The 24,010-nt window shown below is 41.9% G+C and carries 17 protein-coding genes; 5 read left to right on the top strand and 12 right to left on the bottom strand.

The genetic code is table 11. The features are described 5' to 3' along the window. Window positions 1-23: 23 nt before the first annotated feature. From FLK61_RS01535 to FLK61_RS01495, 9 genes are all read right to left on the bottom strand, one after another. Window positions 24-965: an ABC transporter permease gene (locus FLK61_RS01535; RefSeq protein ID WP_176007793.1), complete on the bottom strand. Its 942-nt coding sequence runs from the start codon at window positions 963-965 to the stop codon at window positions 24-26. Between the two features lie 75 nt (window positions 966-1,040). Beyond that, window positions 1,041-2,591 carry an extracellular solute-binding protein gene (locus FLK61_RS01530; RefSeq protein WP_176007792.1) on the bottom strand — a complete coding sequence of 517 codons (1,551 nt, stop codon included), beginning with the start codon at window positions 2,589-2,591 and terminating at the stop codon, window positions 1,041-1,043. A 322-nt stretch (window positions 2,592-2,913) separates the two neighbouring features. Continuing rightward, a complete protein-coding gene (locus tag FLK61_RS01525) occupies window positions 2,914-3,558 on the bottom strand; it encodes a YesL family protein (RefSeq protein WP_176007791.1) in 645 nt (214 codons plus the stop codon). Window positions 3,559-3,580: 22 nt separating this feature from the next. Further along, on the bottom strand, window positions 3,581-4,771 hold the full coding sequence (locus FLK61_RS01520; protein ID WP_176007790.1) for an oligogalacturonate lyase family protein: 1,191 nt from the start codon (window positions 4,769-4,771) through the stop codon (window positions 3,581-3,583). A gap of 290 nt (window positions 4,772-5,061) precedes the next feature. Beyond that, window positions 5,062-6,090: a glycoside hydrolase family 88/105 protein gene (locus tag FLK61_RS01515; protein WP_176007789.1), complete on the bottom strand. Its 1,029-nt coding sequence runs from the start codon at window positions 6,088-6,090 to the stop codon at window positions 5,062-5,064. A 37-nt stretch (window positions 6,091-6,127) separates the two neighbouring features. Further along, complete coding sequence (locus FLK61_RS01510; protein ID WP_176007788.1) at window positions 6,128-8,131, bottom strand: beta-galactosidase; 2,004 nt, start codon at window positions 8,129-8,131, stop codon at window positions 6,128-6,130. Between the two features lie 8 nt (window positions 8,132-8,139). After that, window positions 8,140-10,599, bottom strand: coding sequence for a rhamnogalacturonan lyase (locus FLK61_RS01505; protein ID WP_176007787.1), 2,460 nt, complete (start codon window positions 10,597-10,599; stop codon window positions 8,140-8,142). A gap of 12 nt (window positions 10,600-10,611) precedes the next feature. Then, window positions 10,612-11,136: a type 2 periplasmic-binding domain-containing protein gene (locus FLK61_RS01500; protein ID WP_176007786.1), complete on the bottom strand. Its 525-nt coding sequence runs from the start codon at window positions 11,134-11,136 to the stop codon at window positions 10,612-10,614. Window positions 11,137-11,154: 18 nt separating this feature from the next. Beyond that, complete coding sequence (locus tag FLK61_RS01495) at window positions 11,155-11,973, bottom strand: sugar phosphate isomerase/epimerase family protein (RefSeq protein WP_176007785.1); 819 nt, start codon at window positions 11,971-11,973, stop codon at window positions 11,155-11,157. Between the two features lie 463 nt (window positions 11,974-12,436). Here FLK61_RS01495 and FLK61_RS01490 point away from each other — a divergent pair, with 463 nt between their 5' ends. From FLK61_RS01490 to FLK61_RS01480, 3 genes are read left to right on the top strand one after another with little or no spacing between them, the layout of a single operon-like run. Then, window positions 12,437-13,210: a DeoR/GlpR family DNA-binding transcription regulator gene (locus FLK61_RS01490; protein ID WP_176007784.1), complete on the top strand. Its 774-nt coding sequence runs from the start codon at window positions 12,437-12,439 to the stop codon at window positions 13,208-13,210. After that, window positions 13,210-15,786, top strand: a complete 2,577-nt coding sequence (locus FLK61_RS01485; RefSeq protein ID WP_176007783.1) for an exo-rhamnogalacturonan lyase family protein — start codon at window positions 13,210-13,212, stop codon at window positions 15,784-15,786. The genes FLK61_RS01490 and FLK61_RS01485 overlap by 1 nt, the downstream gene beginning before the upstream one ends. Further along, window positions 15,783-16,472: a DUF1961 family protein gene (locus tag FLK61_RS01480; protein WP_176007782.1), complete on the top strand. Its 690-nt coding sequence runs from the start codon at window positions 15,783-15,785 to the stop codon at window positions 16,470-16,472. Before FLK61_RS01485 ends, FLK61_RS01480 begins: the two co-directional genes overlap by 4 nt. Before the next feature lie 197 nt (window positions 16,473-16,669). On the opposite strand, the gene FLK61_RS01475 is transcribed toward FLK61_RS01480, so the two are convergent. The 3 genes from FLK61_RS01475 to uxaC all read right to left on the bottom strand — a co-directional run bounded on the left by FLK61_RS01475 (window position 16,670) and on the right by uxaC (window position 20,988). Further along, window positions 16,670-17,959 (bottom strand): Gfo/Idh/MocA family protein, encoded by a 1,290-nt coding sequence (locus FLK61_RS01475; RefSeq protein WP_176007781.1) that lies wholly within the window; start codon window positions 17,957-17,959, stop codon window positions 16,670-16,672. 106 nt (window positions 17,960-18,065) lie between these two features. After that, window positions 18,066-19,553 carry a tagaturonate reductase gene (locus FLK61_RS01470; RefSeq protein WP_176007780.1) on the bottom strand — a complete coding sequence of 496 codons (1,488 nt, stop codon included), beginning with the start codon at window positions 19,551-19,553 and terminating at the stop codon, window positions 18,066-18,068. Window positions 19,554-19,572: 19 nt separating this feature from the next. Further along, window positions 19,573-20,988 (bottom strand): glucuronate isomerase, encoded by a 1,416-nt coding sequence (gene uxaC / locus FLK61_RS01465; protein WP_176007779.1) that lies wholly within the window; start codon window positions 20,986-20,988, stop codon window positions 19,573-19,575. A gap of 312 nt (window positions 20,989-21,300) precedes the next feature. On the opposite strand from uxaC, the gene FLK61_RS01460 reads away from it, so the two are divergent. Together FLK61_RS01460 and FLK61_RS01455 are read left to right on the top strand one after the other, a co-directional pair. Next, window positions 21,301-22,257 (top strand): LacI family DNA-binding transcriptional regulator, encoded by a 957-nt coding sequence (locus FLK61_RS01460; protein WP_176007778.1) that lies wholly within the window; start codon window positions 21,301-21,303, stop codon window positions 22,255-22,257. 205 nt (window positions 22,258-22,462) lie between these two features. Further along, window positions 22,463-23,836: an ABC transporter substrate-binding protein gene (locus FLK61_RS01455; RefSeq protein WP_176007777.1), complete on the top strand. Its 1,374-nt coding sequence runs from the start codon at window positions 22,463-22,465 to the stop codon at window positions 23,834-23,836. Window positions 23,837-24,010: the final 174 nt, after the last annotated feature.

Below are 24,010 nucleotides of genomic sequence, written 5' to 3'. Positions count from 1 at the left end.
AGGGAACCCTCCATTTCCATCCATTAAAATAACGTTTCCTGATTCAATCTCTTGGCAATATAGCGTGTACCAAGGATAAGAACAATTCCAACGACACCTTTGAATAAGCCGACTGCTGTACTGTGACTAAACGCGCCTTGTGTGATACCAGTAAAGTAGATGTACACATCAAAGACCTCTGCCACTTGCCGGTTCAAAGCGTTTGTCATTAGATAAATTTGCTGGAAGCCCTGATCAAGGAAGTTACCCATACGGAGAATTAACAAAATAATAATGACGTGGCGGATCGCCGGTAAGGTTACATGCCACATACGACGAAATCGTCCAGCACCATCCACAATCGCTGCCTCGTATTGTTCTTTACTAACACTTGTTAATGCTGCTAAAAATATTATTGTACCAAAACCCGCATCCTTCCAAATTTGTTGACCAATGATCATCGTTCTAAACCAATTTGGATCTCCCAAAAAGTTAACGGTAGAACCAGTAAAGTATTCAATGATCATGTTAACAACGCCACCATTTGTTGTGAAGAAAACAAACGTTAGACTTGCAATAATAACCCAAGACAAGAAGTTCGGCATATACACTAGCGTTTGAATCGTTCGCTTGTAGCCAGTCATGCGAATCTCATTTAGCATTAGAGCAAGTATAATGGGTGCAGGAAAGACAAAAATTGTTTCATAAAAGGCTAGAATTAATGTGTTACGAAGTACTCTGAAAAAATCCGGGTTTTGAAACAGTCTCTCAAAGTGATCGAATCCAACCCATTCACTCCCCCAAAATCCTAAAAAGGGTGAGTAGTTTTGAAATGCTATCAATGTCCCCCACATTGGCACGTACTTAAATACGATGAACCAAATTAGACCAGGTAGCACGAGGAAATAAAGCCACCGATCCCGTTTCATTTTATCCCAGAACGATATTTTGTTCGTTTCCAGTGCTTGAGTGGTATTCTTAGCCATAGCGACGTCTTCCCCTTTCAGTCATGACGAAGCAGGACAAAGCCTGCTCCGTCACCTACTTCTCTCTTCGCTGTATTACTGTGCTGCCTGAGCCTCCTGATAGGCTTCATTAATTTCCTGCATATATTCTGTTCCTCCGGAATTTAACCATCTTTCCACAGCTTCATCTAATCCACTCTCGTCAATTTGACCGACGATATATTGGATACGAGCATCATCAATGATGTTATCTAATTGAGACCCACGCTCTCTATACGTATTTGATACAAGTGGTTCAGCTGGGTTTGGAACAACATACTCCATATTCTCCTCCATTACTTCATCCGCTCTCTGCTGAAGAGCTGACTGTGGAGGTAATTTGAATTTTTCTTCTGGAATTGCTACTTGGAACTGGTTAAGGTCACGAACCTCACGATCAAACAGGTCTCCGCCCTCACTTTGCGAAGTGATGTCGACTGTACCATCTTCGTTAACCTCGTGGTGCACGCCTTCTACCCCATTGTAGGAAAGATTCTGAGGCTCCTCATCGCTTAGATCATTTAAGAATTGGAGAACTCGGCGAAGCTCCTCTTCGGTTTCGACTGAGGTAGTCGAAATAGCAAGCACACCATGATAGCCAGTTGTCGGTTTAATTTGAAGTCCGTTTGGTCCTTCAACGCCACCAAATACATCAACAATTATTTCATCATCTGAATAGTCATCTGTAATTTGGTTCTGTAAGCGATTTGCTTGGTCAGCTACATCGACTACCATTCCTGCCTGTTGGCTCACAAACGGATCAAACCATTCGCCAGAGTCCATGATTGCAAAGTCTTCATTGACTAACCCTTCTTCATACATTTCTCTGAAAAACGCTAACGCATCACGATATTCGTCTGACATAAAGTCTGGTTCGAGTTCTCCATTCTCATTTTCGCCCCATTCATTAGGTGTACCAAACCAGACTTGCATTTGGTCCCAAGGGCCTTCCCACTCAGAGACAACCATGCCATAGGTATCGTCTTGACCGGACTGGTTTGGATCATCATAAGTAAAGGCCCGAAGAACCTCGTGGAATTCTTCAATAGTTGTTGGCATTTCCAAACCAAGATTCTCTAGCCACTGAGTATTAATCGTAGCAGCGTTACGCCCTAAAGGACGAGATCGATAAATACCATATTGGCGTCCATTAATACTTGCGTTATTTAAAACAACCTCGTTGGCACCGCTCAGATTCTCATAGTCATCAAGATAATCGGTTACATCCCAAAATGCACCGTCCTCAGCTGCACTAATAAAAGAGGCATCCTTATAAGCAACGATGATTTCAGGTAAATCCCCTGATGCAAGTGTGACATTAAATCGATCTTCGTAGTTTGCATTTGCAACGAATTGTAGCTCTATATCCATATTTGTGTAATCCTCAATTGCTTGAAGGGCTGGGCTATCATTGCCAACCGGATCGGGTGCAAAGGAAGGCGCCATAATTCTAACCGACATCCTCTCTTCTGACAGATCACCATTTGAATTTGTTCCATTGTTACTTGCGTTAGCACTTTCATCATTATTACCACCACACGCGGCAAGTCCAGCAACTACTACCATACCCGCTACAGGTAAAAGAACCTTTTTCTTATAACGCTTCATTCATCTTCCCCCTCTTTTTAAATTGGAATTCGATTTAAACCAGTTCATCAAAGCTGGTTCTCCTTAAAATTAAAGCGTTTTCATTTTACAAGCAATAAGACATTTTTATCCTTTATCAGAAAATTCTAAAAGGCTAATATATCAATGGTTTAAGCGCTTTCTTTAGCACTTTTTCACTTGTTAATACTTTCTTGCAATGCCCCTTAAATCTGTAAATGTGGCTTACAAAGAGGAATTATGAGCAGGTATATGATAGCGCATACATTTTTGTGCATTCTGACAATTCAAATGGGTAGCCTTGCAATAATAACTATTACTTTTACTAGGTACTTATTTCTAATTGTTCATTTCGTTTTTCTACAGCAGCAAATGTAAAACGCGTAATGAACATAATAACAAACGCTGACAAGCTTATCCCAAGAAATATAATGAATATTGGAAATACGTATAGAAATTGTGACAACAGAATACATGCGCCTACTAGTAGGATCGTTCGGAACGGCCGATAAATAATAAGCTGTAACGATCCTTTTACATGCGTCAGGATCGGAGCCTCATAGTGTACTAAAAGCGGAAATACATATAGAAGCATGAGAGAAGCTACAACGATAACCCCAATTGTTACAAAACGAATAGCGATGAATACCCATGTAATATCCGTTGTAAAAAGTTCAATATTTGTATAGAGAACTGACCCAAACAACATGATGATAAACCCAATTATATTAGCTTTTACAAAAAGCTCTTTATATACGGACCAAAACTTCTTCCAAGTGTTTGTCTGCTTTCCCATGAGTCGTTCTCGGATGACGGCAAACACGGCTGCTAAAGCAGGAGCCCATCCAAGTGCTACGGCCCCCAATGCAGTAAACAGTATCCATAATACATTTAAATACAATAAAAGAACGAAGTACTCACCAAATTTCATAAACCCACCAAAAATAGATGCTAATGCTCCTTCTCTCATGTACAATCACCTCTTTGTTCGTTTAAATAGTTGTGGATGCAGGAACACCTGGTAACGTATCGAACTCAGGCACCTGAACTTTATATATATTCCCGTATCCATCTTTGTCACTTGTAAATAAGACATAGGTGGAATCTGGGCTGAATCGTGGATGAACATGGACCTTTTGAGAATGAAAGCTTCCGCGGTGTTTACAAAGGATACGGGGTCCTTCCATCTTCTCCCCAATGCGCTTCCAAATAAAAATACAGTCTTTATATGTCTCTCCATGATATGCACTTGCCTGTTGTCCATCCCCAATAATAAACGTGGCGTCGTTAGAATGAATGTGCATATTTTGATAAGGGAAATGAAATTCTTCTTTAAAAGAATTATCGTATGAGGTATAGCCAAGAAGTTTCCCCTCTGCTTGGTCTAACGATTCCGTATACCCGTGATATCCAATCGTTTCTCCATCTGCATACCAATATTCATGACCAGCATATTCATTGTCAGCACCTTCACGTATTTTCTTTGGAAGCCTTTCATGTATATCCATGACCCATATTCTATGATCAACTTGATCCCAAGGACCTTCATGACAAAAACTAATGAGCTCTGGACGAGTTGGCGATGCATTCACATGCCCGATCCATCGCTTTCTTTCTAAAATAATCTCTAATTCCCCAGACTCTAGATCCAGCATACATATTTTACTCATCGGTCTCGCTTTTTCTATTTCTTCAAATCCAGCGTATCCACTTCCCAGATTAGTTGCAATTTGCTCACTCAAATCCTCAACTTGGGCGAATACTATCCTTTTACCATCCGCCGTACAGCTAACATTGCTAAAATTCCAGCCCTTTTGCAGGTTAAGAAGTTCTGATCGTTCCTTCGTTTCTAAATGTAAACACTGTATCGTACCATTAGCGATAAAATAGGCCTCATTACCAAGCGGATTAATAAAAGCGGCCTGAAGGGAAGTATCATCATATGATGTAAAATCAGTCAATCGTTCCATTTCGCCTGAAGTTAAATCCAGAGCATATAAATTTTCAGAATTGCCACGATCTGAACAAAACAATAGAAAACGATTGTCTTCTCCAAACCAGCCATTATTCGTAAAGTACGTATGATAGCTGTGAGCAAAATGATTGGTCAATTGCTCTACTGTTACTCCGCTTAAAGAATCCTTATACGTTTTTCTTTCTGACGGCCATTTTTGCTGTTGCATTTTTTTACCTCCTTAAGAAATAGCTATTAGTCATTGGATCAACCATAACGTGTATCTTACTTCCCGACAATAATACTTTTTTGCATATGTAAGCGCTACCTTATTTCTTTCTACCTTCTCTCTTCTACGAAAGCGAGAAAGTCTCATCCTGATCTCTAGGATGCTTTCATAGATAAAAAAATCCGAGGGCTCCCTAAAAGGAGGGAACCACTCGAATTTTAGTTTTTGAGTATGTCTTACTTTAATTAGCAGGCTGAGATTTTAATCTTTCCCTCAGATAGCCATAGGAGTTATGAAATATTTCGTTGTTCTAGAAGGGAGGCCAGAAACACTAAAGCAAGTCCTTGTCCCCATCCCTGTACGCGCTTCGCTGGTACTTTCTCATAGCCTTCTTGATTATTCATAACGGCTGTACCAGCAGAAACATTCATCACGGAACCATCTTCTTTAATATTCTTTAATACACCAGCAATAGATTTTTGGATGTATTTATTGTATAACTTCCCACGCACGAGTAACGATGCAGCTATGCCGCATGACCCCGATAGTTCATCATAAGAGTCCGGATTCAGTAGAACCGTAGACCACAGGCCTGAGTCATTTTGTAAGCGGACTAATGCACTTTGTTGATCACGAAGCGAGCCATCAATGATCATGTATGATGGATGCTGTACTTCAACGAATTCTAGTGCTCTAGCCATCGTTATAGCTGCCCAGCTGTTCCCACGTGCCCAAAATATTCCGGACATATTTGTACCAGCGATATTATCCCATCCGTGGTAGTAAAGGTTAGTAGCGTCGTCTTGAAGAAATTTTTCATGTCCGTGGTACTGTTTTAAACCAAAATCAAAGAAATCTTCTCGATCCAGAAGTTTGCCAATTCTCAGTAGGAAATATCCAGCCATAAACATCGTATCTACCCATGCTTGCTCAGGAAACGTATACTTATCTCCATTCACTGTATGCTGTAGCACATCATCATCAAATTTTTCGGCATCATGGATTAAATATTCCGCCATTTCAATGGCAATATTCAGGTATTTTTCATCCTCTGTGTATTCATGCATAGACAACATAATATGTCCAATAGAAGAGGCATTTACTGTTAATCGTGGTAAGCCATCTTCAAGCTCTTGATCAATCCAATCCTTCAAACGATCCATGTATTCAGATTTACCTGTTGCTTTGTAAGCCTCTGTAATACCATAAAATGCAACACCTCCTGGCCAATCCCAAGGATAGTCCATATTAAAAGTACGTTCCACAACGCTATCAATCACATCTCTAATTTCCTGTTCATTAAATTCAAGCTTTGGCATCGTATATCTTCCTCTCTGTTAAAAAATATAATAATGGTTAAGACATTTTTATGATGACAACTTCTCTAGATTCAATTGTTAGAGTATCATCGATTGGTTCATCCTTTAATAACGCAACACCTTTCCATCCTGTCTTTACTGTCTTTGTTTCTTTTGAATGGTTTAATAAGAAGAGGAAGCGTCCATTCTCCCCTGTTCGTTCCTGAATTTCCAAGCCCTCCTGGTGCGCTTTAGGGGACGCAATTCCAGCGTCCTTTAGTCGACTCAGTATGAATTCGGAGAGCCATTCTGGATCTGGACTTGTTCCTATATAAAACACATCTCCGTCACCATAACGATTATGCGTCACAGCAGGATACTCATTCAGCCAAGTATCGGTAAAGGCAGCTAACGCCTCTGCGTTTTCAAGCTGTATACTTTCTGTCCAGGTTTGGCAGGCGTAAACACCCGATTTATCACGAAGTTTAACCTGTTCACCTTCCGCTAAGGGGACAAATTCATCTATCGATAAACCTAAAAGCTTTCGGATTGGACCTGGATAACCGCCAACATAAATGCGGTCATGCAGATCAGCTATACCACTAAAGTAGGAAAATACCATCTTCCCCCCCTTACGTACATAAGTTTCAAATGAGGTAGCAGTACTCTCCTTCATGGCATAAAGCATGGGGGCAATAACAAGCTCGTATCCGGATAAATCTGTATCCGGATGTACGATGTCTATGGCTACGTTTACGTCATATAGCGGCTTGTAATACGCCATCACTGTCTCCATGTAATCCAATTTATTATGTGGTTTCCCTTCAAGCTCAACTGCCCACCAATTCTCCCAGTCGAACAGAATAGCAACCTTTGCCTCTACTTTACTACCCGTAAGCTCTCCTAGCTTTTTAAGCTCGTTACCAAGAGCTTGAACTTCTCGATACGTCCTACTTTCTTCAGAATCAGAATGAGGGATCATTGCAGAATGGAATTTCTCTGCACCAGCTTTCCCTTGGCGCCACTGGAAGTACATAATGGCATCAGCGCCTCGTGCTACAGCACTGTAGCTCCACAGCCTCATCTCGCCTGGTTCTTTTGTTAGGTTTATATCTCGCCAGTTCACATGTCCGCTCGCTTGCTCCATAATAAAAAATGGCTGGCCGTGGCGAAGACTTCTCATTAAATCGTGGTGAAAGGCATGTCTATACGGGACACCCTCTCGAGGGTCTGGATATGTATCCCAGGTTACAACGTCTGTTTCCTTCGCCCACTCGTGGTAGTCCAATGGTTTAAACTGATACATGAAATTAGTGAATACAGGAATAGTTGGAGTTACATCTCGCAAAATACGCTTTTCGATCATATACAGCTCAAATAGACTATCATTCATAAAACGCTTGTAATCCAATTTTTGTCCGGGGTTATAAAAAGTAGCCTGTCGGACAGGAAAATCAATTTCTGACCATTCTGTGTAACGCTGACTCCAAAATGAGGTTCCCCATGCCTGATTTAACTCTTCAATTGTCCCATACCTCTTTTTAAGCCAATCTCGAAAAGCGTAGAGAGAATAGGTGCTATAGCATTCTGAAACATGGCAGCCGTACTCATTATTGATGTGCCACATTTTCACACCTGGGTGATCCTTATAGCGCTCTGCCAGTGCGCTTACAAGTTTCTCTACAGCTCTCTTATAGGAGGGACTGTTGGGGGAGTAATGCTGTCTTGAGCCAAAATGATACGGTTGGCCCTGTTCATTTACTGCTGTCACGTCCGGATACTTTTTAGTTAACCATGCTGGTGGAGAGGCTGTAGCGGTTGCTAGACAAGCATAGATGCCATGCTCATAGAGAAGGTCAAGGACACGATCTAGCCACTCAAATTCAAACTGGTCTTCCTGAGTCTCAAGTACAGACCAGCTAAATATACCAACGGAAACGAGATTAACACCTGCCTTTTTCATAAGCTCGGCATCTCGTTTCCACACTGACTCATCCCATTGTTCCGGATTGTAGTCCCCGCCAAACGACATGTTTGGCAAAATTTCCTGAATCGATTTCATCCGTTCTTTCACTCCTTTTCCTTAGATCTTGGTAAAGTAACGCGAGGAATTGGTACATTCCCCCAATCTATATCCGATGCAAAATAAAAGGAGGGGTATGCTGGCTGATTGTAACAAATATTCTGATTAGCTGTACCTGCTCGATATTGACTATCATGCATTAACGTGTACATCTTTCTATCCGTTATTTCTGTATTTGTAAAAATACGGATAGCAGAGCTGTCTTTTAAAGGGACAAGTAGTTCCTCCCTCCAGTCTCCAAACAGATCAGCTACTAGTCCAGGATTCCCTTTTGTTCCATTGTTCGTTACTGTACCTTCTGCTTTTAGCTGTTCGCCTCTTAGCCAATCCATGATAACTGGGGCATCACCTTGAGCACCTTCAATGATTTGCGTACTCATATCGCCCTTCCAACGAATACTCATATTCGTACCAGGCATCTCTTTACTCATCTTGGTACCTTCGGCTGTAAATAAGCCTTCTGCCCACGTTTCTAATCCTCTTTGTCCAGGTATAACGTCTCCAATCATGCCTCTACCAGTATCGTAGCCACTGTACTCGCCATAGAGGACCCTTCCATCCTCCGCTTGACGCAATGCATAGCCATATGGAGCCCACGTGCCACCTTCATGAACCATAAATATTTCCTGACCCGGTCTATCCGGAATGATAGTAGCTACATGAATGGCATCTCCGTGACCCAGCTTCGCAACCGCTCCTGGCTTAGCGCTTTGCTCAGGAAGGGTATCAGAAGAGCTATATAACAGACTTCCGTCATGGTCAATTGTAGCCCCACCGTAAATAATCTCCTGCTTACCGTCAAAATCAACATCTGCGATTGTTAAGAAGTGTGCCCCTTGTGTGCTTAATGCACCGTGATGAGCATCTTCTCCTTCTACAAGATGAGGATTATCGTTAAAGGGATTTGTCATTGGAGTCCAACCGCTATCCGTCACAAATCGCTCCTTTAAGCTGGTCCCATCCCAATCATATGCCACGACACATGCCCTCGTGTAATATCCTCTAGCAAACACAGCCGAGGGCCGCTCCCCATCTAGATACACAACCCCCCCTAGAAACCGATCGACGCGATTCCCCGGCTCGATATGTGACATGGCATAATCGCCCCACATTAACCCGTCGTCAAAACGACCGGGTTTATAACGTATGGTCTGAAGCTCTCGCCCTGTTTCCCCTTCAAATACAGTTAAATACTCTGGTCCCTCCACAATAAAACCTTCAAAAGCGGAAAGGTTATTTCTTTCGCTTCTAGATTTAGCGTAGTCCTCCATGAAATATGTCACCATTTCCAGCGCGTTCTCTTCCGAAAGTGGATAATCATATTTTTTATCGATCCCGAAGCATTCCTCGAGGGTCGAAGGCCATCTGCCTCCTGTAACTTCAGGATGCCTATGCCAATTCATAAACCTGTTTTTTAAATAGTGGCGGTAATCATCTGTGCTCATTCTGTAATCATCCTGATGAGCATAGCCTGCCTTTATATCCTCATCTGGCATTGTAATAAATACTGTTTCTCCATTTCGGATTGTGTGTGTGCCAGGAGCCGTTTTAAACATAAGCTCCGCTTTCCCATCTCCATCAAAATCTGCTACAAGGAATTGCGTGTAGTGTGCCCCCGAGCGAATATTTTTACCTATATCAATTCGGTAAAGCTGCGTACCGTCAAGCTTATATGCGTCTATCAAGGTAGGCCCCGTATAGCCAGTGTGAGAAACATCTTTAGAATTGGATGGATCCCATTTCACGATTAGCTCATATTCGCCGTCTCCATCTACATCTCCTACACTTAGATCGTTAGCATGATAGGTAAACGCTTCCCCAACAGGTGTAACCCCATCTTTTGGCTTTTGTAATGGAACGTCTACATACGCATTCTCCCATGGCGTTACTGCTGTACAAGGCTCATGTTCTTTTTCGTTCATTATTAGGGAGACTTGATAGCTGTCTTTCCTAGTTCCATGCTTATCCAAATAATTCGTGCTATCCGTCACTTCAACGAGACGCTCACCATTACGATAAACAACAAAATCACCTGCCTGAAGACCTTCTGGTAAAGCTTTTTGTACTTCACTTACAAGAAGTCGCCAGCTAAGAAAAATTCCTTCATTTGTAGGGACGGCGAGTAAACCGCGATCCAGATACTCCAGTTGAATGGTTTTAGGATTGACAGCCTCTACTGTCAAAATCTCTGAGTGATCGTACTCTTCTCCATCTTTCAAAGCAACAATCTGTAAATACTGCTTACTATGTGTACTCAGATGTAATACGGTGTGGGGCTCCGTCACTTCTTGCACCGTTTTTAGCTTCATTTGGCCTGTCATTTTATCGGACCAAGCAAGCCGATAATACTCTGCATCTGCTACTCGTTCCCATTTTATCGCTATACGGTCTGGCGATACGTCTTTTTCTACAAGATTAATCACATAGTCCCCTCCCTTACCTTCCATTTAAAATAGCATTTAATAAGTTAGTAGTTGTTCAAGCAATAAAATAGAGTCTTCTGTCTTAACAGAATACAAAGGTACAGCCGCAGCCATCGGACGATCTGGCTCAATTCCCAGCTCCTTAAGAAGGTACATATTTGCATCTAATGGAACTGCAAATACGTGTTTAGACCCAGATTCAGGAAGAATTTGCTCGTAAAACGTCCCTTCAAGGTCCAAGGATTCTGGTAAAATGTCGTCTAGAGGCGCCAAACCTTCTGGCTCCATGATCTGCTCAATCATATGCTCGTCCATAATTAATAAATCGCCTAATTCCGCAGAGACGTCTACAAAGAATTTTTCATCCAACGGGATATGAAAAGTAACACGTACATCCTCTTCCAAAGTATGCGGTAATTGTTGAACAAGGTCTCTAAACGTATCCTCTTCAATCTGATCACTAATGCCATTTGTATATACATATATGTCATAGTTTTCTTCAGAATCAGTGCTACAACCACTCACCAGGAAGAAAACGGTTACAATAAGAAACAAACGCATCGTTCCTCGCCCCTTTTTTTAGTTGTGTAAAAAGGATTCCACATAGCGCTTTGAAGCCCTCATCTCTTCTGGGGAGCATTCTTCAAGAATAATAGGAACACCAGGCTTATATGCACGGAGCCTTTTCATGTATAGTTCATAATTCATCGTTCCTTGACCCGCTGGGACAACCTCCAATGTACCGTCTTCCCCAAATCTTCTATCCTTTGCATGAGCAGCCAAAATGCGATCTCCCAATAGGTCAAATGCCTCTTCTATAATGTCATCCTGCTGTTTAAAGTTAACTTCCGTCATTAAATTACCAGGATCCAAGATGACTCCTATATTGGAAGAATCCACTTGATCTAGCAACCATCTTAACTGCTTGGCTGTATGGAGGAGATGACCATTAGCCGCTTCCAGCGCTAAAAACACTCCCCATTGTTCCGCCTCTTTAACAAGCTCTTGTACATTTTGAACGAGTCGGTTCCATTCGGCTTCTGAACCCCCTTCTTCGGCAGGACCTGTTTCTGTCCCAACCATCGGCGCTCCAAAAAATCGAGCATAACGAATACATTCTTTATACCGTGCTATCGTTTTAGATCGGGAGGCTTCATCTGTTTCATGAAGATGAAGGTAGGACGCTAAAACAGCGATGGATATTCCTTGTTTTTCGAATGATTTACCGATGTCCATTGCAAGTGCCGGACTCAGCTTACCTGGTTCACTGAAATCAGCATCGTCCAGAGCTTTCCACAAAGCAAGCTGTATCTGAGTAAATCCCTTCTTTCCAATTCGAGCTGCTAAGTCTGTGGCTGGACGCTGACCATACAAATGTGCGAGCAATCCTACTGACATGATAATGTCCCCCTTAATAAAAATGTTGGTTTCACAGATTTCACATGAAATGATTTAGATTATTTTTATCTAAATAAGCATTGTCGAGTTCGCTTATGTTCGTTATAGTGTGATTATAGCAACTATATTCGCAAGGAACAACCCGAATCACTGAATAAATAGCGTCTAGGTTATGTAAGCAAACCATAAAATGAGAGAGCAATATCTAGTAAACTACTACGTTAACAGGCATTTTGTCTCTTCCTTACTTCGCATATTTTTTGTGTAAAACAAATATTTTTGTTGGTTTTTTGTCAAATGAAAGAGTTATTCTACTCCTTTCTTCTTACACATATTTCGTAATTGACAAAAACGATTTAGATAGATAAGGCATAAAAGGTAGGAATAGATCGAATGCTTTTACTTACATATATGTCTCTTTCACGTATTTTAAGATCTAATGCACTATGGAAAGGAGCTTATTATGTTATCAATTGAACGATACGAAAAAATCATGAATGAACTCGATAAAAACGGTACCGTCCGCGTATCTTTTTTGAGTAAAGCACTACATGTTACCAACAAGACAATTCGTATTGACTTAGAACACTTGGAAGAAAAGGGGCTTCTCCAACGTATACACGGCGGCGCTATCCTTCCAAAAAGTGAGAATCAACTACTTCCAATAAAGGATCGACAAGAGGATCTCACTGATGTCAAGCATGCCATAGCGCTTGAGGCCATTAAAGAGATACAGGACGGCGATACGATCCTTATTGATGGGGGAAGTACAACATACGCCTTTGCTAAAGCCCTGCCAGACATTCCGATCACCGTTATTACAAACGATATTCATATCGCCTCCGCTATCTTAAGGAAAAGTCAGATTCAACTGATGGTCACGGGTGGAACGAGAATTGGGGAATCAGCTGCCTTGTTTGGTTCTGAAGCAGAAAGAATGCTTCAACATATACGCGTCAATAAAATATTTTTTGGTACGACTGGTCTGTCTTTAGAGGGCGGTCTCACCGTGTTTAATGCTATCCATGCCGATTGGAAGCGTAAAGCACTAAACTGCTCCAAAAAGTATATTCTGCTAGCTGATGCGAGTAAATTTGATAAGGATGCGCTTATTCAATTCTCATCCATTGAACAAGTAGGGACGATTATTACAGACGATCAGCTTTCCGAAGAAATAGCTACTCGCTATAAGAGTAAAGGCATTCACCTTATTATTGCGTCAGGGGGAAAAGAATAATGCATCTCACACCTTTACATAGACTCCCGTCCGGAAATCATGGTATCTCATGGGGGGTACCGTGGAAGCAGGGAGAAAGATGGCCAAAACAATCCCTTCAGCTTTTAGCGGAGAAGGGGCAAACCTTTCCATTAACAAGCTGGGTTATGGCTACATGGCCTGATGGTAGTGTGAAATGGACAGGACACTCGGCTGTCATTGACGGTAGCATAGCAAACTATGAGCTTGTTACAGAGGATCCTTTTATAAACAGCCCTAAAGGTCAGTTGCGCATGAAAGAAACAGATGAATCCTTTGAGATCCATACTGGAGCTGCTACATTTTGCATAGCCAAAAAGGGGACCAAGTGGCTGAAGATAGGTTCTATTCAACACCAGGATATTCTTAAAGAAGCGGAAATTGTAACAATTACAGAAGCTATATCTTTTTCAGACGAAACAAAAATCACAAAAGAGAATTCATATATAGGGACTATTAGCGAGGTTGTAGTAGACCAACTAAATGATGTGACATGCGTCCTGCATGTGAAAGGAAACTCTCTTCACCACACCTCTCTAGAGCTCCCGTTTTCCTTTCGCATCTATTTTTATTCAAACATTGCTACCTTTCGAATTGTTCATACGACAACGATTGACACCGATGACTATTCCGTACAAATTAAAGGACTCGGAATTCGTTTTCGTACGTCTCTGACTGGAGATTATTGGTCACGCCACGTGAAATGGAGCGGGGAAACCGGAATGTATAGTGAGCCAGCACAGCTCCTCTCGACTCGAAAATATCGAAATGAGAAAAACTTATTTGCACGTCAAATTCATTCCTCTTCTACACTTACTGACGTGCCGGATACACTTTCACAAGAAGCAAGTCAGCAGGCTGTGTGGAATGATTTCCTTTTGTTCCAATCTTCTCCTGATCAATACCGCTATCAAAAGCGCACTTCTCCACCATGTAGATGGGTTGATGGTGATGTTGGAACGGCTGCAGGAGGCCTCTGTTATGTTGGAGATTCACAACTAGGCATCTCCGTAAGTATTAAAAGCTTTAGAGAAAAATACCCGAGCGCCTTTCAAGTTACAGGTTTGGCCGAATCTAACACGACACTTGACTGCTGGCTTTGGCCGCCTCAATCGGATGCCATGGACCTTCGACATTACAGTGATAAAACTTATGTGGAAGCCGCCTATGAAGGTTTTCCTGAGCTACGAGCGACACCACATGGTATTGCCAACACAAATGAGCTAATAGTAACCCTCTTTGAGCAACCACCAGCGCACGAAGCTCTTTATGAAAGAAGTCTTATGGAACAGCAGTCCAATTTGCTTATAGCTACTCCACAAACGTACGCGGAAAGTGGTGCTTGTGGCCAATGGTCCGTACCAGATCGTTCCTCTAGGGAAAAACGATTTTTAGAGGATCAGCTCGATTCCGCTTTCTCTTTCTATAAGAAGGAAATAGAACAACGAAAATGGTACGGCTATTGGAATTACGGCGATGTCATGCATACTTATGACCCAGTAAGACATCAATGGCTCTATGATATGGGCGGCTTTGCGTGGCAAAACACAGAGCTAGTCCCAAATACATGGCTTTGGTACAGCTTCTTTCGATCAGGGGACCCTGAAAAGTTCGAGATGGCCGCAGCCATGACCCGCCACACTTCAGAGGTCGATCAGTATCATCTTGGTCCGTACAAGGGGCTGGGCTCGCGACATAATGTAAGTCATTGGGGATGTGGCTGTAAAGAAGTCCGTATCAGTATGGCCTGGCTCCATCATTATTTTGCCTATTTAACAACAGACGATCGACTCTTTGATATTCTCCATGAGGGTAGAAATGCCGAATATGCAATAGAACAGCTTGATCCGCTACGCGAGTTTTTTGACCCTAGTCAGGACTTCTCAGTTCATATTCGCACTGGTCCAGACTGGTCTGCACTGGTATCCAACTGGTTGTTAGCATGGGAACGAAGCGGCGATGAAATGTATCGTAAAAAGATTGAGAGAGGTCTAAGCGATATTAAAGATACCCAGCTTCGACTATTATCGGGCCCAGCCTTTGGATTTGAACCAAAGAGTGGGCGCCTTATTGAACTGGAGAATGGTGTTATTGGAGGATACCATATGATGATTGCCTTTGGAGCACCTCAAGTGTGGATTGATGCATCTAACCTCTTAGAAGACAACGAGTGGAAGGAAATGCTAGCAGAATATGCTCGCTTGTATTACGCTGACCAGGAGGAGAAAAATAGTTTCTCAAACAATCAGTTACAGGACACGTATTTTCATTGGCCAATGTTTAATGCTGGACTGGCTGCCTTTGCTGCAGACCATTCCCAAGACTGTGAACTGGCGCAAAAGGCTTGGTATAATCTGCTAAATCGTGAACGAAGTCATACACCACTGCCTATTCTATCAACAAGCATTGATGCTTGGCGTCCACTCACCGAAATACCGTGGATCACGACAAATACAATCTCACAATGGTGCTTAAATCTAATGATGGCTCTACACTTTATACCAGACGCAATGCCTAAAGAAGAACTAACAGATTTGATGAAGGAGGAGACGATATGACACATTCGCAAGAGCTTGTAACCTACGATCATGATTTTTCTGACAATAGCGTGTTTGATGATTGGATATTTGAAGGACCTGGAAAGGGAACGATTGAATCAGGGCGGCTTGTTCTTGAAAGTACAGTTGATGCAGAGGCTTACGAGGATCATGCTCATTGGGTGCTTTGGTGTAAGCAACGATTCAGCGATCACATCAAAATCGAATGGACGTTTTTACCGCTTGAAGAACCAGGATTGTGTATGATTTTTTTCTCGGCGGATGGTAAGGATCAGCTAGATCTCTTTGATTCGTCCTTATCAAAGCGAACTGGCTATTATCCGCAGTATCATTCAAGTGATATTCACGCGCTACATCTGTCTTACTTTAGGCACCGGCACCCTGAAGAACGTCATTTCCGAACGTGCAACCTCCGTAAAAGCGCAGGTTTTCACCTGTGCAAAACGGCAGCAGACCCTCTCCCGCCGGCAAAGGATGCTCTAGAGCCTTACCGAATGAAGCTCATTAAATCTGGCAAGAAGGTGTCCTTCTCTATTAACGACTTTCCTGTGCTTGATTGGGAGGATGATGGCAAGGAATATGGGCCAACTCTCAAAGAGGGGTATATCGGATTTCGTCAAATGGCGCCGATGAGAGCGGCCTACAGTGATTTTAGCGTTACTTCCATTTCTCCAAGAGATACATGATATACCTCGTAACCTAGCAACGATAGTTTATAAGGGGCGGGGACAACAGTCCCCTATAATTAAAAAAATGGACGAACCTCCCAATTAGATGAGGTCGTCCACTTTTCGTTGCTTTTTATGTCCTACCGTCAAAGGAAGCTCCTGGTCTGTTTATGAAATCTCAGTAGCATATTGAACAACCTTTATTAATGGAGAATCTAGTTAAAATCTAAAAGAGAGTCTACTCGAATGGCTTGCTCTCTTTTAAGGGAGTAATTTCCAGCAATACCTGTCAAAATCGACTTTGCCCCATCGATATGGTTGGCAGCACGATTAAATCTATCTTGAACGGGCTCTCCGAATATATCATTTAATAGAATTGGATCTCCACCACCGTGACCACCAACGCCCTCCTCCATTTCCACTTCATAGGACTCTGAAAACATTGGCATAACCATTAATTTCCGCTCTTCAAGTGCACCCTCATCAGCTTTCTTTCCTCCTGAATTAACGTACGAACGCTCTACCACCTTAGCTTCTAGGCGACCTTTTGTTCCATTTAAAATAACATGAAATCCTTCCCAGGACTGATACGCATTAAGAGAATAGCTTAATACTGCCTTGTTTTTATAAACGACATTAACTGCAAGCGTATCTTCAATGTCAATTCCATCTCCAAATACGCTTTGATCCCTCTGATAACCATCTTCCATTTCCGCATCTAGATACATTGATTTTAGGTGTTCGTTTTGGTCGAGATGAAGAGCGAAAGGATCCTCCTTCGCATGCTCACTACCGTAGGCTCGCTGATAAAAATGTTTCACACCTCTTTTTTCGGCATTATCCTTTCCATAAAAGCGTAGTCCGCCAGAGGCAAATACTGTTTTGGGCTCAGAATTTAACCAAAAGTTCACAAGATCAAAGTGATGAGTGGACTTATGTACTAATAGTCCACCGCTGTTTTGTTTGTTTCTGTGCCATCTTCTAAAATAGTCAGCCCCGTGCTGTGTATCAAGTGCCCATTCAAAATGAACAGATGTTACTTCCCCAATAACATCATCCTGAATCAATTCACGAATCTTTGTATTGTGAGGTGCGTACCTGTAATTAAAGGTCACACGTACCTCTTTGCCTGTCCGCTTAACCGTATCAAGTATTTCTTGACACTTTTCTTCGTCTACGGTCATCGGCTTTTCGGTTATTACATGGCAACCTAATTCCATCGCACGGATGATGTATCGGTGGTGGGTACGGTCTACCGTTGTAACGATCACATAATCCGGTCTCTCGTTATGAATCATGTCGTCAAACCGATCTGCTGTATACGTATTAACTCTCGGATGCCGATAAGTTTTTTCTAACAAACCATTCGCATAGTCCATTCGTGTTTGGTTAACGTCGCAGAATGCTTTCAATTCTCCTGTTGCTTGATAATCAGTTACTAGTGCCCCGTAAAAAAATTCTGCGCGACCACCTGTACCTACTAGTACATACGATTTTTTGCTCATCCTTTATCACTCCCATTTTATTATGTTATTTCATTCGTTTTGACATTTATCCTTATCGGTTAAAAAAAGGTAGGGAATCCGTTTTATGCGTTTAACGCTTCCTTATTTAGGTATGGGGTCGTTTTTTAATAATGGTCACCATATTGCTCTTTAACGATTCATTTAAATAGCTAGTAACAGGCTCTGTCAGATTCCCGAGCCAGCGGGCATCTTCTTCCCATATGAGGTGACTGCTTAACACATCCTCAACAAGTTTTTTAAAATTGCCGTGCTTTTGGTAATCGGTCCAAAAGCGATCTAGTTCTAGTAAAATCGTTTCTGATTCATATAACGGATAGAACTCTTCCATTCTCTTCCCAAAATAAACGCTTTCATTTTTTTTAGAAGGCCTAAACATTTGTAGTAACCCTGCAAGTGCTAAAGCGTAAAGGTCCGATATGTCAACCACGCTCTTCTCTCGAATAGCCGGAAGAATTCGTGTCTTGAATTTGCTGACACCACTCATAGAAATGGCATGAAGGTAATGGTCATTATAAGGATTGCAAAAGCGAGCTTGTACGTCCTCTATAAAAGTATGCTTCTCCTCATTTGAATATGGGAGAGAAGCAGCTAGTTCATGAAATACTTCCTCCATCACAGGACTTGATAAGTCACTTTCCATTACATCTCTTACTAAATGATACCCTGCCGGGAAAAATAGTGATGTCATTATCGTGTGTGGGGCGTTTAATAGACGAACCTTTATGTCACTATGTTTTTTTACATTACCCCACCTCACGTTGAAGTCGGTTTCTGCAAATGGGAGACGATGACGTATTCGTTCCTGCCCTTCTATAACAAAAAGATGGTAGGGTTCTCCAATGACAAGCCCCCTGTCCTCGTAGCCTATTGCATCAAAGAAGGCAGCTGCATCCTCTTTTGGGTAGCCCGTTACAATCCGATCTACAAGTGTATTGCAAAAGTCATTTTCTTTAGTCAGCCAGTGATAAAACGATTTATCGTAGTCCCAATCAGCGGCGTGCTGACAAACCATTTCCTTTAGGTTATCTCCATTTTTTTGCACCAACTCACACGGTAAAATATCAATTCCGCCTCCGATACCTTCAAAAGCCTTAAAACGTTCATATAATAAACTCGTTAGTTTTGCAGGGAAGGTAGAGGGGATAGCGCCATTAATAGGACACGCTTGTTTTTGATACGTTAGCCCTGCTTCCGTGGTATTGGAAACAATTACTTCAAGCTCTGGTGAGCGAGCGAGCTTGATTACCTCATTCCATTCCTGATAGGCCAGTGTTCTAGAAACAGACGTGATGAGAGTGTATTCCTCATGTGCCGCCCTATCCACCATCCCTTGTAGACATACGGTATATAAATAATCCTGCGCCTTTAAATAATCATGTGTACTTCCACCAGGATTAGGCTGATATATAACGGTACTTCCCGCATAATCCGTCTCGCGATTAAGGCCTTCTAAGAGCCAGTTGAAAAAACCACGTAAAAAGTTTCCTTTTCCAAACTGGAGGATCTTTTCTGGTCCCCGCTTTATTGTCATGCCTGTTTGTGTATGCAACATTTGCTTTGATAGTTGCTTCATACTCGCCTCCTTTCCTATATCACGATTTGATCTCATCAAGATCAAAGAATTCTACAGCATTGTAATAGCAAATATCTTTTATTATATTTCCTAAAAGCTCGTAATCTTCAGGTACCTCTCCTGCCATCACCCACTCTCCAATCATCGTACAAAGGATACGACGAAAGTATTCATGGCGTGTGAAGGACAGGAAGCTACGTGAATCCGTTAACATTCCGACAAATGTGCTGAGCAAACCATGATTGGATAAGTCAGTTAATTGCTTTCTCATGCCCATTTTCTGATCATTAAACCACCACCCCGAGCCTAATTGAAGCTTTCCACGAATGCCTGAAGATTGGAAGTTGCCGATTGCTGTTGCAACAACCTCGCTATGAATAGGGTTAAGTGGATAAATAATCATTTTTGGTAGCTGGTCTGTCACGTCCAAATTGTTTAAAAAGCCATTAAGTGGTTCAGCTAAATTAAAATCATGAATGGAATCAAATCCAGTATCTGGTCCCAACTTATCAAATTGTCGGTGGTTATTATTTCGTATTGCCCCTATATGCAGCTGCATTACCCAGCCCCTGCGGTGATATTCTTTTCCTAGGAAAAGGAGCATATATGTTTTAAACTGTTCGATTTCCGTGGTGGTAAGTGATTTCCCCTCATGCCTTTTCTTAAAAATTTCTGCCGCCTCTTCCTCGGCGCACGGTTGAAATGGTAAGGTCTGAATACCATGGTCAGAAGCCCGGCAGTCTAGTTCCTCAAAAGCATCCATTCTTTTTGTAAGGGCAGCAAGAAGATCACTTATATGTGTAATTGCCATGCCTGTTACGTTCTCTAGTTTATTCATATATGGGGCAAAGCCGCTCGCCCCAATTTCGATTGCTTTATCTGGTCTAAATGTTGGCTTTACAAAAACCTCTATATCTTCTTTTTTTGCTATTGATTGGTGATGAGCAAGGTCGTCACAAGGATCATCGGTTGTAAAAATAGCTTTTACTTGTGACTGCTGTAAAATATCCTGAACGTTTAATGTGCCTGATTGAAGGCGCTCATTTGTTTCTTTCCAAATATACTCTGAACGGTGTTCATTTAGTAGTTCATCTAGGTCAAAATACCGTTTTAGCTCGAGATGAGTCCAATGATACAAAGGATTCCCAATCGTCTGTGGGACCGTTTTAGACCAGTTACTAAATAGTTGTTTATCAGATTGACTACCGGTAATTTGATCTTCTGTAAACCCTGCCGCTCGCATAGCACGCCATTTATAATGATCTCCATAAAGCCATATCTCCGATATCGTAGTAAATTGATGATTTTCCCTTATCTCCTTTGGGTTAAGGTGACAGTGAAAATCAATTATTGGCATCTTTTTTGCATAGTCGTGATACAGTCTTATAGCTGGTTCATTTTGAAGCATGAAGTTCTCGTGGATAAATGATGTCATTTTAAGACCCCCTCCAACACGAAGTATGTAGGTAGCTGTGCTCCCCAATTTTACAAGTTGCTCACGCGATAGCATAAACTTCCACTAATCACCCTGAAAATAACAACGTTGTTATTTGTGTCATTATAGCATATACGGGTACCCCGCATACCGATGAACGTTAATTTTTATAGGCTTTTTGGTAGAATGGCTTTTCAAACGCTTCTCCTGTAGCGGTTCACGCACAGCTAACGAATATCTCTTGAACCTCCTACCTTTTATGATACGATTAGGGCTAGTTATGCACGTATTCATGGTAAAAGGAATGATTTTATGACTGTCACAATTAAAGATATTGCCAAATCTGCTGGAGTCAGTTACTCTACGGTCTCTAAAGCTTTACGGAATAGTTCTCTTGTTAAGCAACCGACAAAAGAAAAAATTCGTGCCATCGCATTGGAACTTGGCTATGAGCCTAATCTGGCGGCGCAAGTGCTCGTTTCTAGAAAAACGTTTACGATTGGGGTCGTCTGGCCAAGCGTGGATCGCGAGATGCAGGCTGCATTGATTACACTTTTGAATAATCAACTTGAAGAAGAAGGGTATACGACTCTCATTTCTATTAATGATATTTCTCGCTCTGTTAAAGCTTTTCAACGACTCCAGGTTGATGCAATGCTCATTTTTGACGACCAGCAGCATCAGGATACGCTACCGAAAACAACAATCCCGACAGTGCTATTTGGCTTAAAAGAAAGAAGCCAATTTCCTGTGATAGATGTCAATCGGCATGAGGCCGTCAAAAAAATTACGGAATACGTAATAGAGGAAGGTGCCCTTAGCATTCTCTATGCAGGGTTAACAGAGGGGGAAGACCCGCTTCAAGCAGCTAAATTTGAAGGGTTTTTAGCTGCCACATCATCCTTGCAAGGAGCGACTGCTGTATATAACACAAAAGGATTAAATCGCCTTGATGGATATAAAGCAATGAAAGCAATCCTGCAATTAGGAAGTCCACCACATGCCATTATTTTTGGAAGCTATGATTTAACGGTTGGGGCTATAGATGCCATACATGAGTTAAATATCACAAAGACTAACCATTTGCGTATAGCAAGCTACGATAATATGTCTGGACACCATGAACTGACATTCCCGGTGTTATTCACTGGCGTTCCATTAACCATTATTGTTGAAACGCTCGTAGATAAATTGTTGCAAGCTGCTGATGGACAACCTGTCACCTCCATTTCTCTTGATCCGGTTATCCATCCTTCCGATATCCTTTAATGGAATACATCCTCTACACAGGTATTTCTAGTACCTTGTCAAACTGCTTGTCCTTTTTCTAAATCGAACTAACGTTCGTTAAATTTATAAAGTTTGTTATTTTTCAAACTATTTTTAACTTTTTGTATGTATGCATATCTCTTCTCAAACATTATAATTCAAAATGTAAGCACTTACAAAAATAGCTCAAGGGGGGAATTCGTTCATGAGATTTAGATCTGTAAAGGGGTTACTTTTCGTCGTACTTATTATGTCACTCGTCTTTATTTCTGCGTGTGGCGGCGATGGGAGCAACGCTACTAACGGGAATACTACTGGCAGCGCTGGCGATGGCAATAACGACGGGAATGGAGACACAAATGAAACAGCAAGCTCTGGCGATGGTGAGGAAGAGGTTACGATTCGAGTAGCATGGTGGGGTGGTCAAGAACGACATGAAATGACGCTCGATGCCATTGATTTATTTGAGGAAGAGTATCCACATATCACTGTGGAGCCTGAATATACAGATTGGGATGGTTACTGGGAACGACTAAGTACGCAAGGAGCAGGTAATAACCTTCCAGATGTGATCAATATGGATAACTCTAGAATGACAGAGTACAGTAGTCGAGATTTACTCATGGATCTTCAACCACTCATTGATGAGGGTCTCATTAATTTGGACGATGTCGATGATGTCTATCAGGATATCAATGTGACAGAAGATGGCGCTGTTTTAGCCATTTCATTAGGCGCTAATGCGTTGGGTATTATCCAAAATGATGACGTCTTATCTGAATATGGGGTCACTCTCGAGCCTGGATATACCTATGAGGACTTACAAGAAGCAATGACACAAATTGCTTCAGAGACAGACGAAGAATTTTTTGGCTTTGATCTTAACAATGCGGACTTTGAACTATTTTATATTTATGCAAGACAGCATGGACAGTCTGTTTTTAATGAAAACGCTGATGGTCTAGGATTTGATGAAGATATCCTCGTATCCTACTTTGAGTTTATTCAATCAAATGTAAATAATGGGATTTCCCCACCGCATGATGTAACAATGGACTACATCGACGGCGGTAATTCCATGACAGGAGAAGGAACGGCTGCTGCTGCAATGGCGGCTAGTAACCAAATTATCGGGTTGGCCCAAACGACAGATATGGAGTTAAGCTTAAACCTTCCACCTACTTTGAGCGCTGGCGAAAACGGGAACTGGATTCGACCAAGTATGTCATTTGCAATTTCATCAAGCAGTGAGCAACAGGAAGCATCTGCTGCATTCATCGATTTCTTTACAAATAGTATAGAGGCGAATGAAATTTTGCAGGCCGATCGTGGTGTCCCGATTTCTTCAGAAGTAAGAAATCATTTAGCTGACCAAGTAGAAGGTCCAGTGGCTCAAACATTTGAGTATCTCGAATTAGTAGAGGACTACACAAGTCCCGCTGATCCGCTTCCACCACCAGGTGAAGGAGAAGTTCGAGGTTCTTTCCAACGTATGGTAGAGAGCTTGAAATACGATATGGCTACACCTGAAGATGCTGCACAGCAGTTTATGCAAGAGGCCGAATCTATTTTACAATAACCATTTTTGTATGGAGGGCAAATGAAGGGGTACCTTCTGCCCTCTATTTTTACAGGGAGGAACAGCTATGTCTCAATCGAATGTATCAGATCAGCGCAAACATGTATCTAAACTCCCACCGCCTGATGCCGATCAACAAAAGCGGCTTCGTAAAAAAGCCTTTAAGGAGAGCCT

The sequence above is a fragment of the Paenalkalicoccus suaedae genome (genome assembly GCF_006965545.2).
Classification (GTDB): domain Bacteria; phylum Bacillota; class Bacilli; order Bacillales; family Salisediminibacteriaceae; genus Paenalkalicoccus; species Paenalkalicoccus suaedae.
The sequence above is the reverse complement of the archived record's forward strand: the minus strand, read 5'-3'. Positions and strand labels throughout refer to the sequence as shown.

Bases quoted from the DNA above. Each gene is read 5' to 3' on its own strand.
- FLK61_RS01535 (WP_176007793.1), bottom strand. From the start codon at position 965: ATGGCTAAGAATACCACTCAAGCACTGGAAACGAACAAAATATCGTTC.
- FLK61_RS01530 (WP_176007792.1), bottom strand. From the start codon at position 2,591: ATGAAGCGTTATAAGAAAAAGGTTCTTTTACCTGTAGCGGGTATGGTA.
- FLK61_RS01525 (WP_176007791.1), bottom strand. From the start codon at position 3,558: ATGAGAGAAGGAGCATTAGCATCTATTTTTGGTGGGTTTATGAAATTT.
- FLK61_RS01520 (WP_176007790.1), bottom strand. From the start codon at position 4,771: ATGCAACAGCAAAAATGGCCGTCAGAAAGAAAAACGTATAAGGATTCT.
- FLK61_RS01515 (WP_176007789.1), bottom strand. From the start codon at position 6,090: ATGCCAAAGCTTGAATTTAATGAACAGGAAATTAGAGATGTGATTGAT.
- FLK61_RS01510 (WP_176007788.1), bottom strand. From the start codon at position 8,131: ATGAAATCGATTCAGGAAATTTTGCCAAACATGTCGTTTGGCGGGGAC.
- FLK61_RS01505 (WP_176007787.1), bottom strand. From the start codon at position 10,599: ATGGAAGGTAAGGGAGGGGACTATGTGATTAATCTTGTAGAAAAAGAC.
- FLK61_RS01500 (WP_176007786.1), bottom strand. From the start codon at position 11,136: ATGCGTTTGTTTCTTATTGTAACCGTTTTCTTCCTGGTGAGTGGTTGT.
- FLK61_RS01495 (WP_176007785.1), bottom strand. From the start codon at position 11,973: ATGTCAGTAGGATTGCTCGCACATTTGTATGGTCAGCGTCCAGCCACA.
- FLK61_RS01490 (WP_176007784.1), top strand. From the start codon at position 12,437: ATGTTATCAATTGAACGATACGAAAAAATCATGAATGAACTCGATAAA.
- FLK61_RS01485 (WP_176007783.1), top strand. From the start codon at position 13,210: ATGCATCTCACACCTTTACATAGACTCCCGTCCGGAAATCATGGTATC.
- FLK61_RS01480 (WP_176007782.1), top strand. From the start codon at position 15,783: ATGACACATTCGCAAGAGCTTGTAACCTACGATCATGATTTTTCTGAC.
- FLK61_RS01475 (WP_176007781.1), bottom strand. From the start codon at position 17,959: ATGAGCAAAAAATCGTATGTACTAGTAGGTACAGGTGGTCGCGCAGAA.
- FLK61_RS01470 (WP_176007780.1), bottom strand. From the start codon at position 19,553: ATGAAGCAACTATCAAAGCAAATGTTGCATACACAAACAGGCATGACA.
- uxaC (WP_176007779.1), bottom strand. From the start codon at position 20,988: ATGACATCATTTATCCACGAGAACTTCATGCTTCAAAATGAACCAGCT.
- FLK61_RS01460 (WP_176007778.1), top strand. From the start codon at position 21,301: ATGACTGTCACAATTAAAGATATTGCCAAATCTGCTGGAGTCAGTTAC.
- FLK61_RS01455 (WP_176007777.1), top strand. From the start codon at position 22,463: ATGAGATTTAGATCTGTAAAGGGGTTACTTTTCGTCGTACTTATTATG.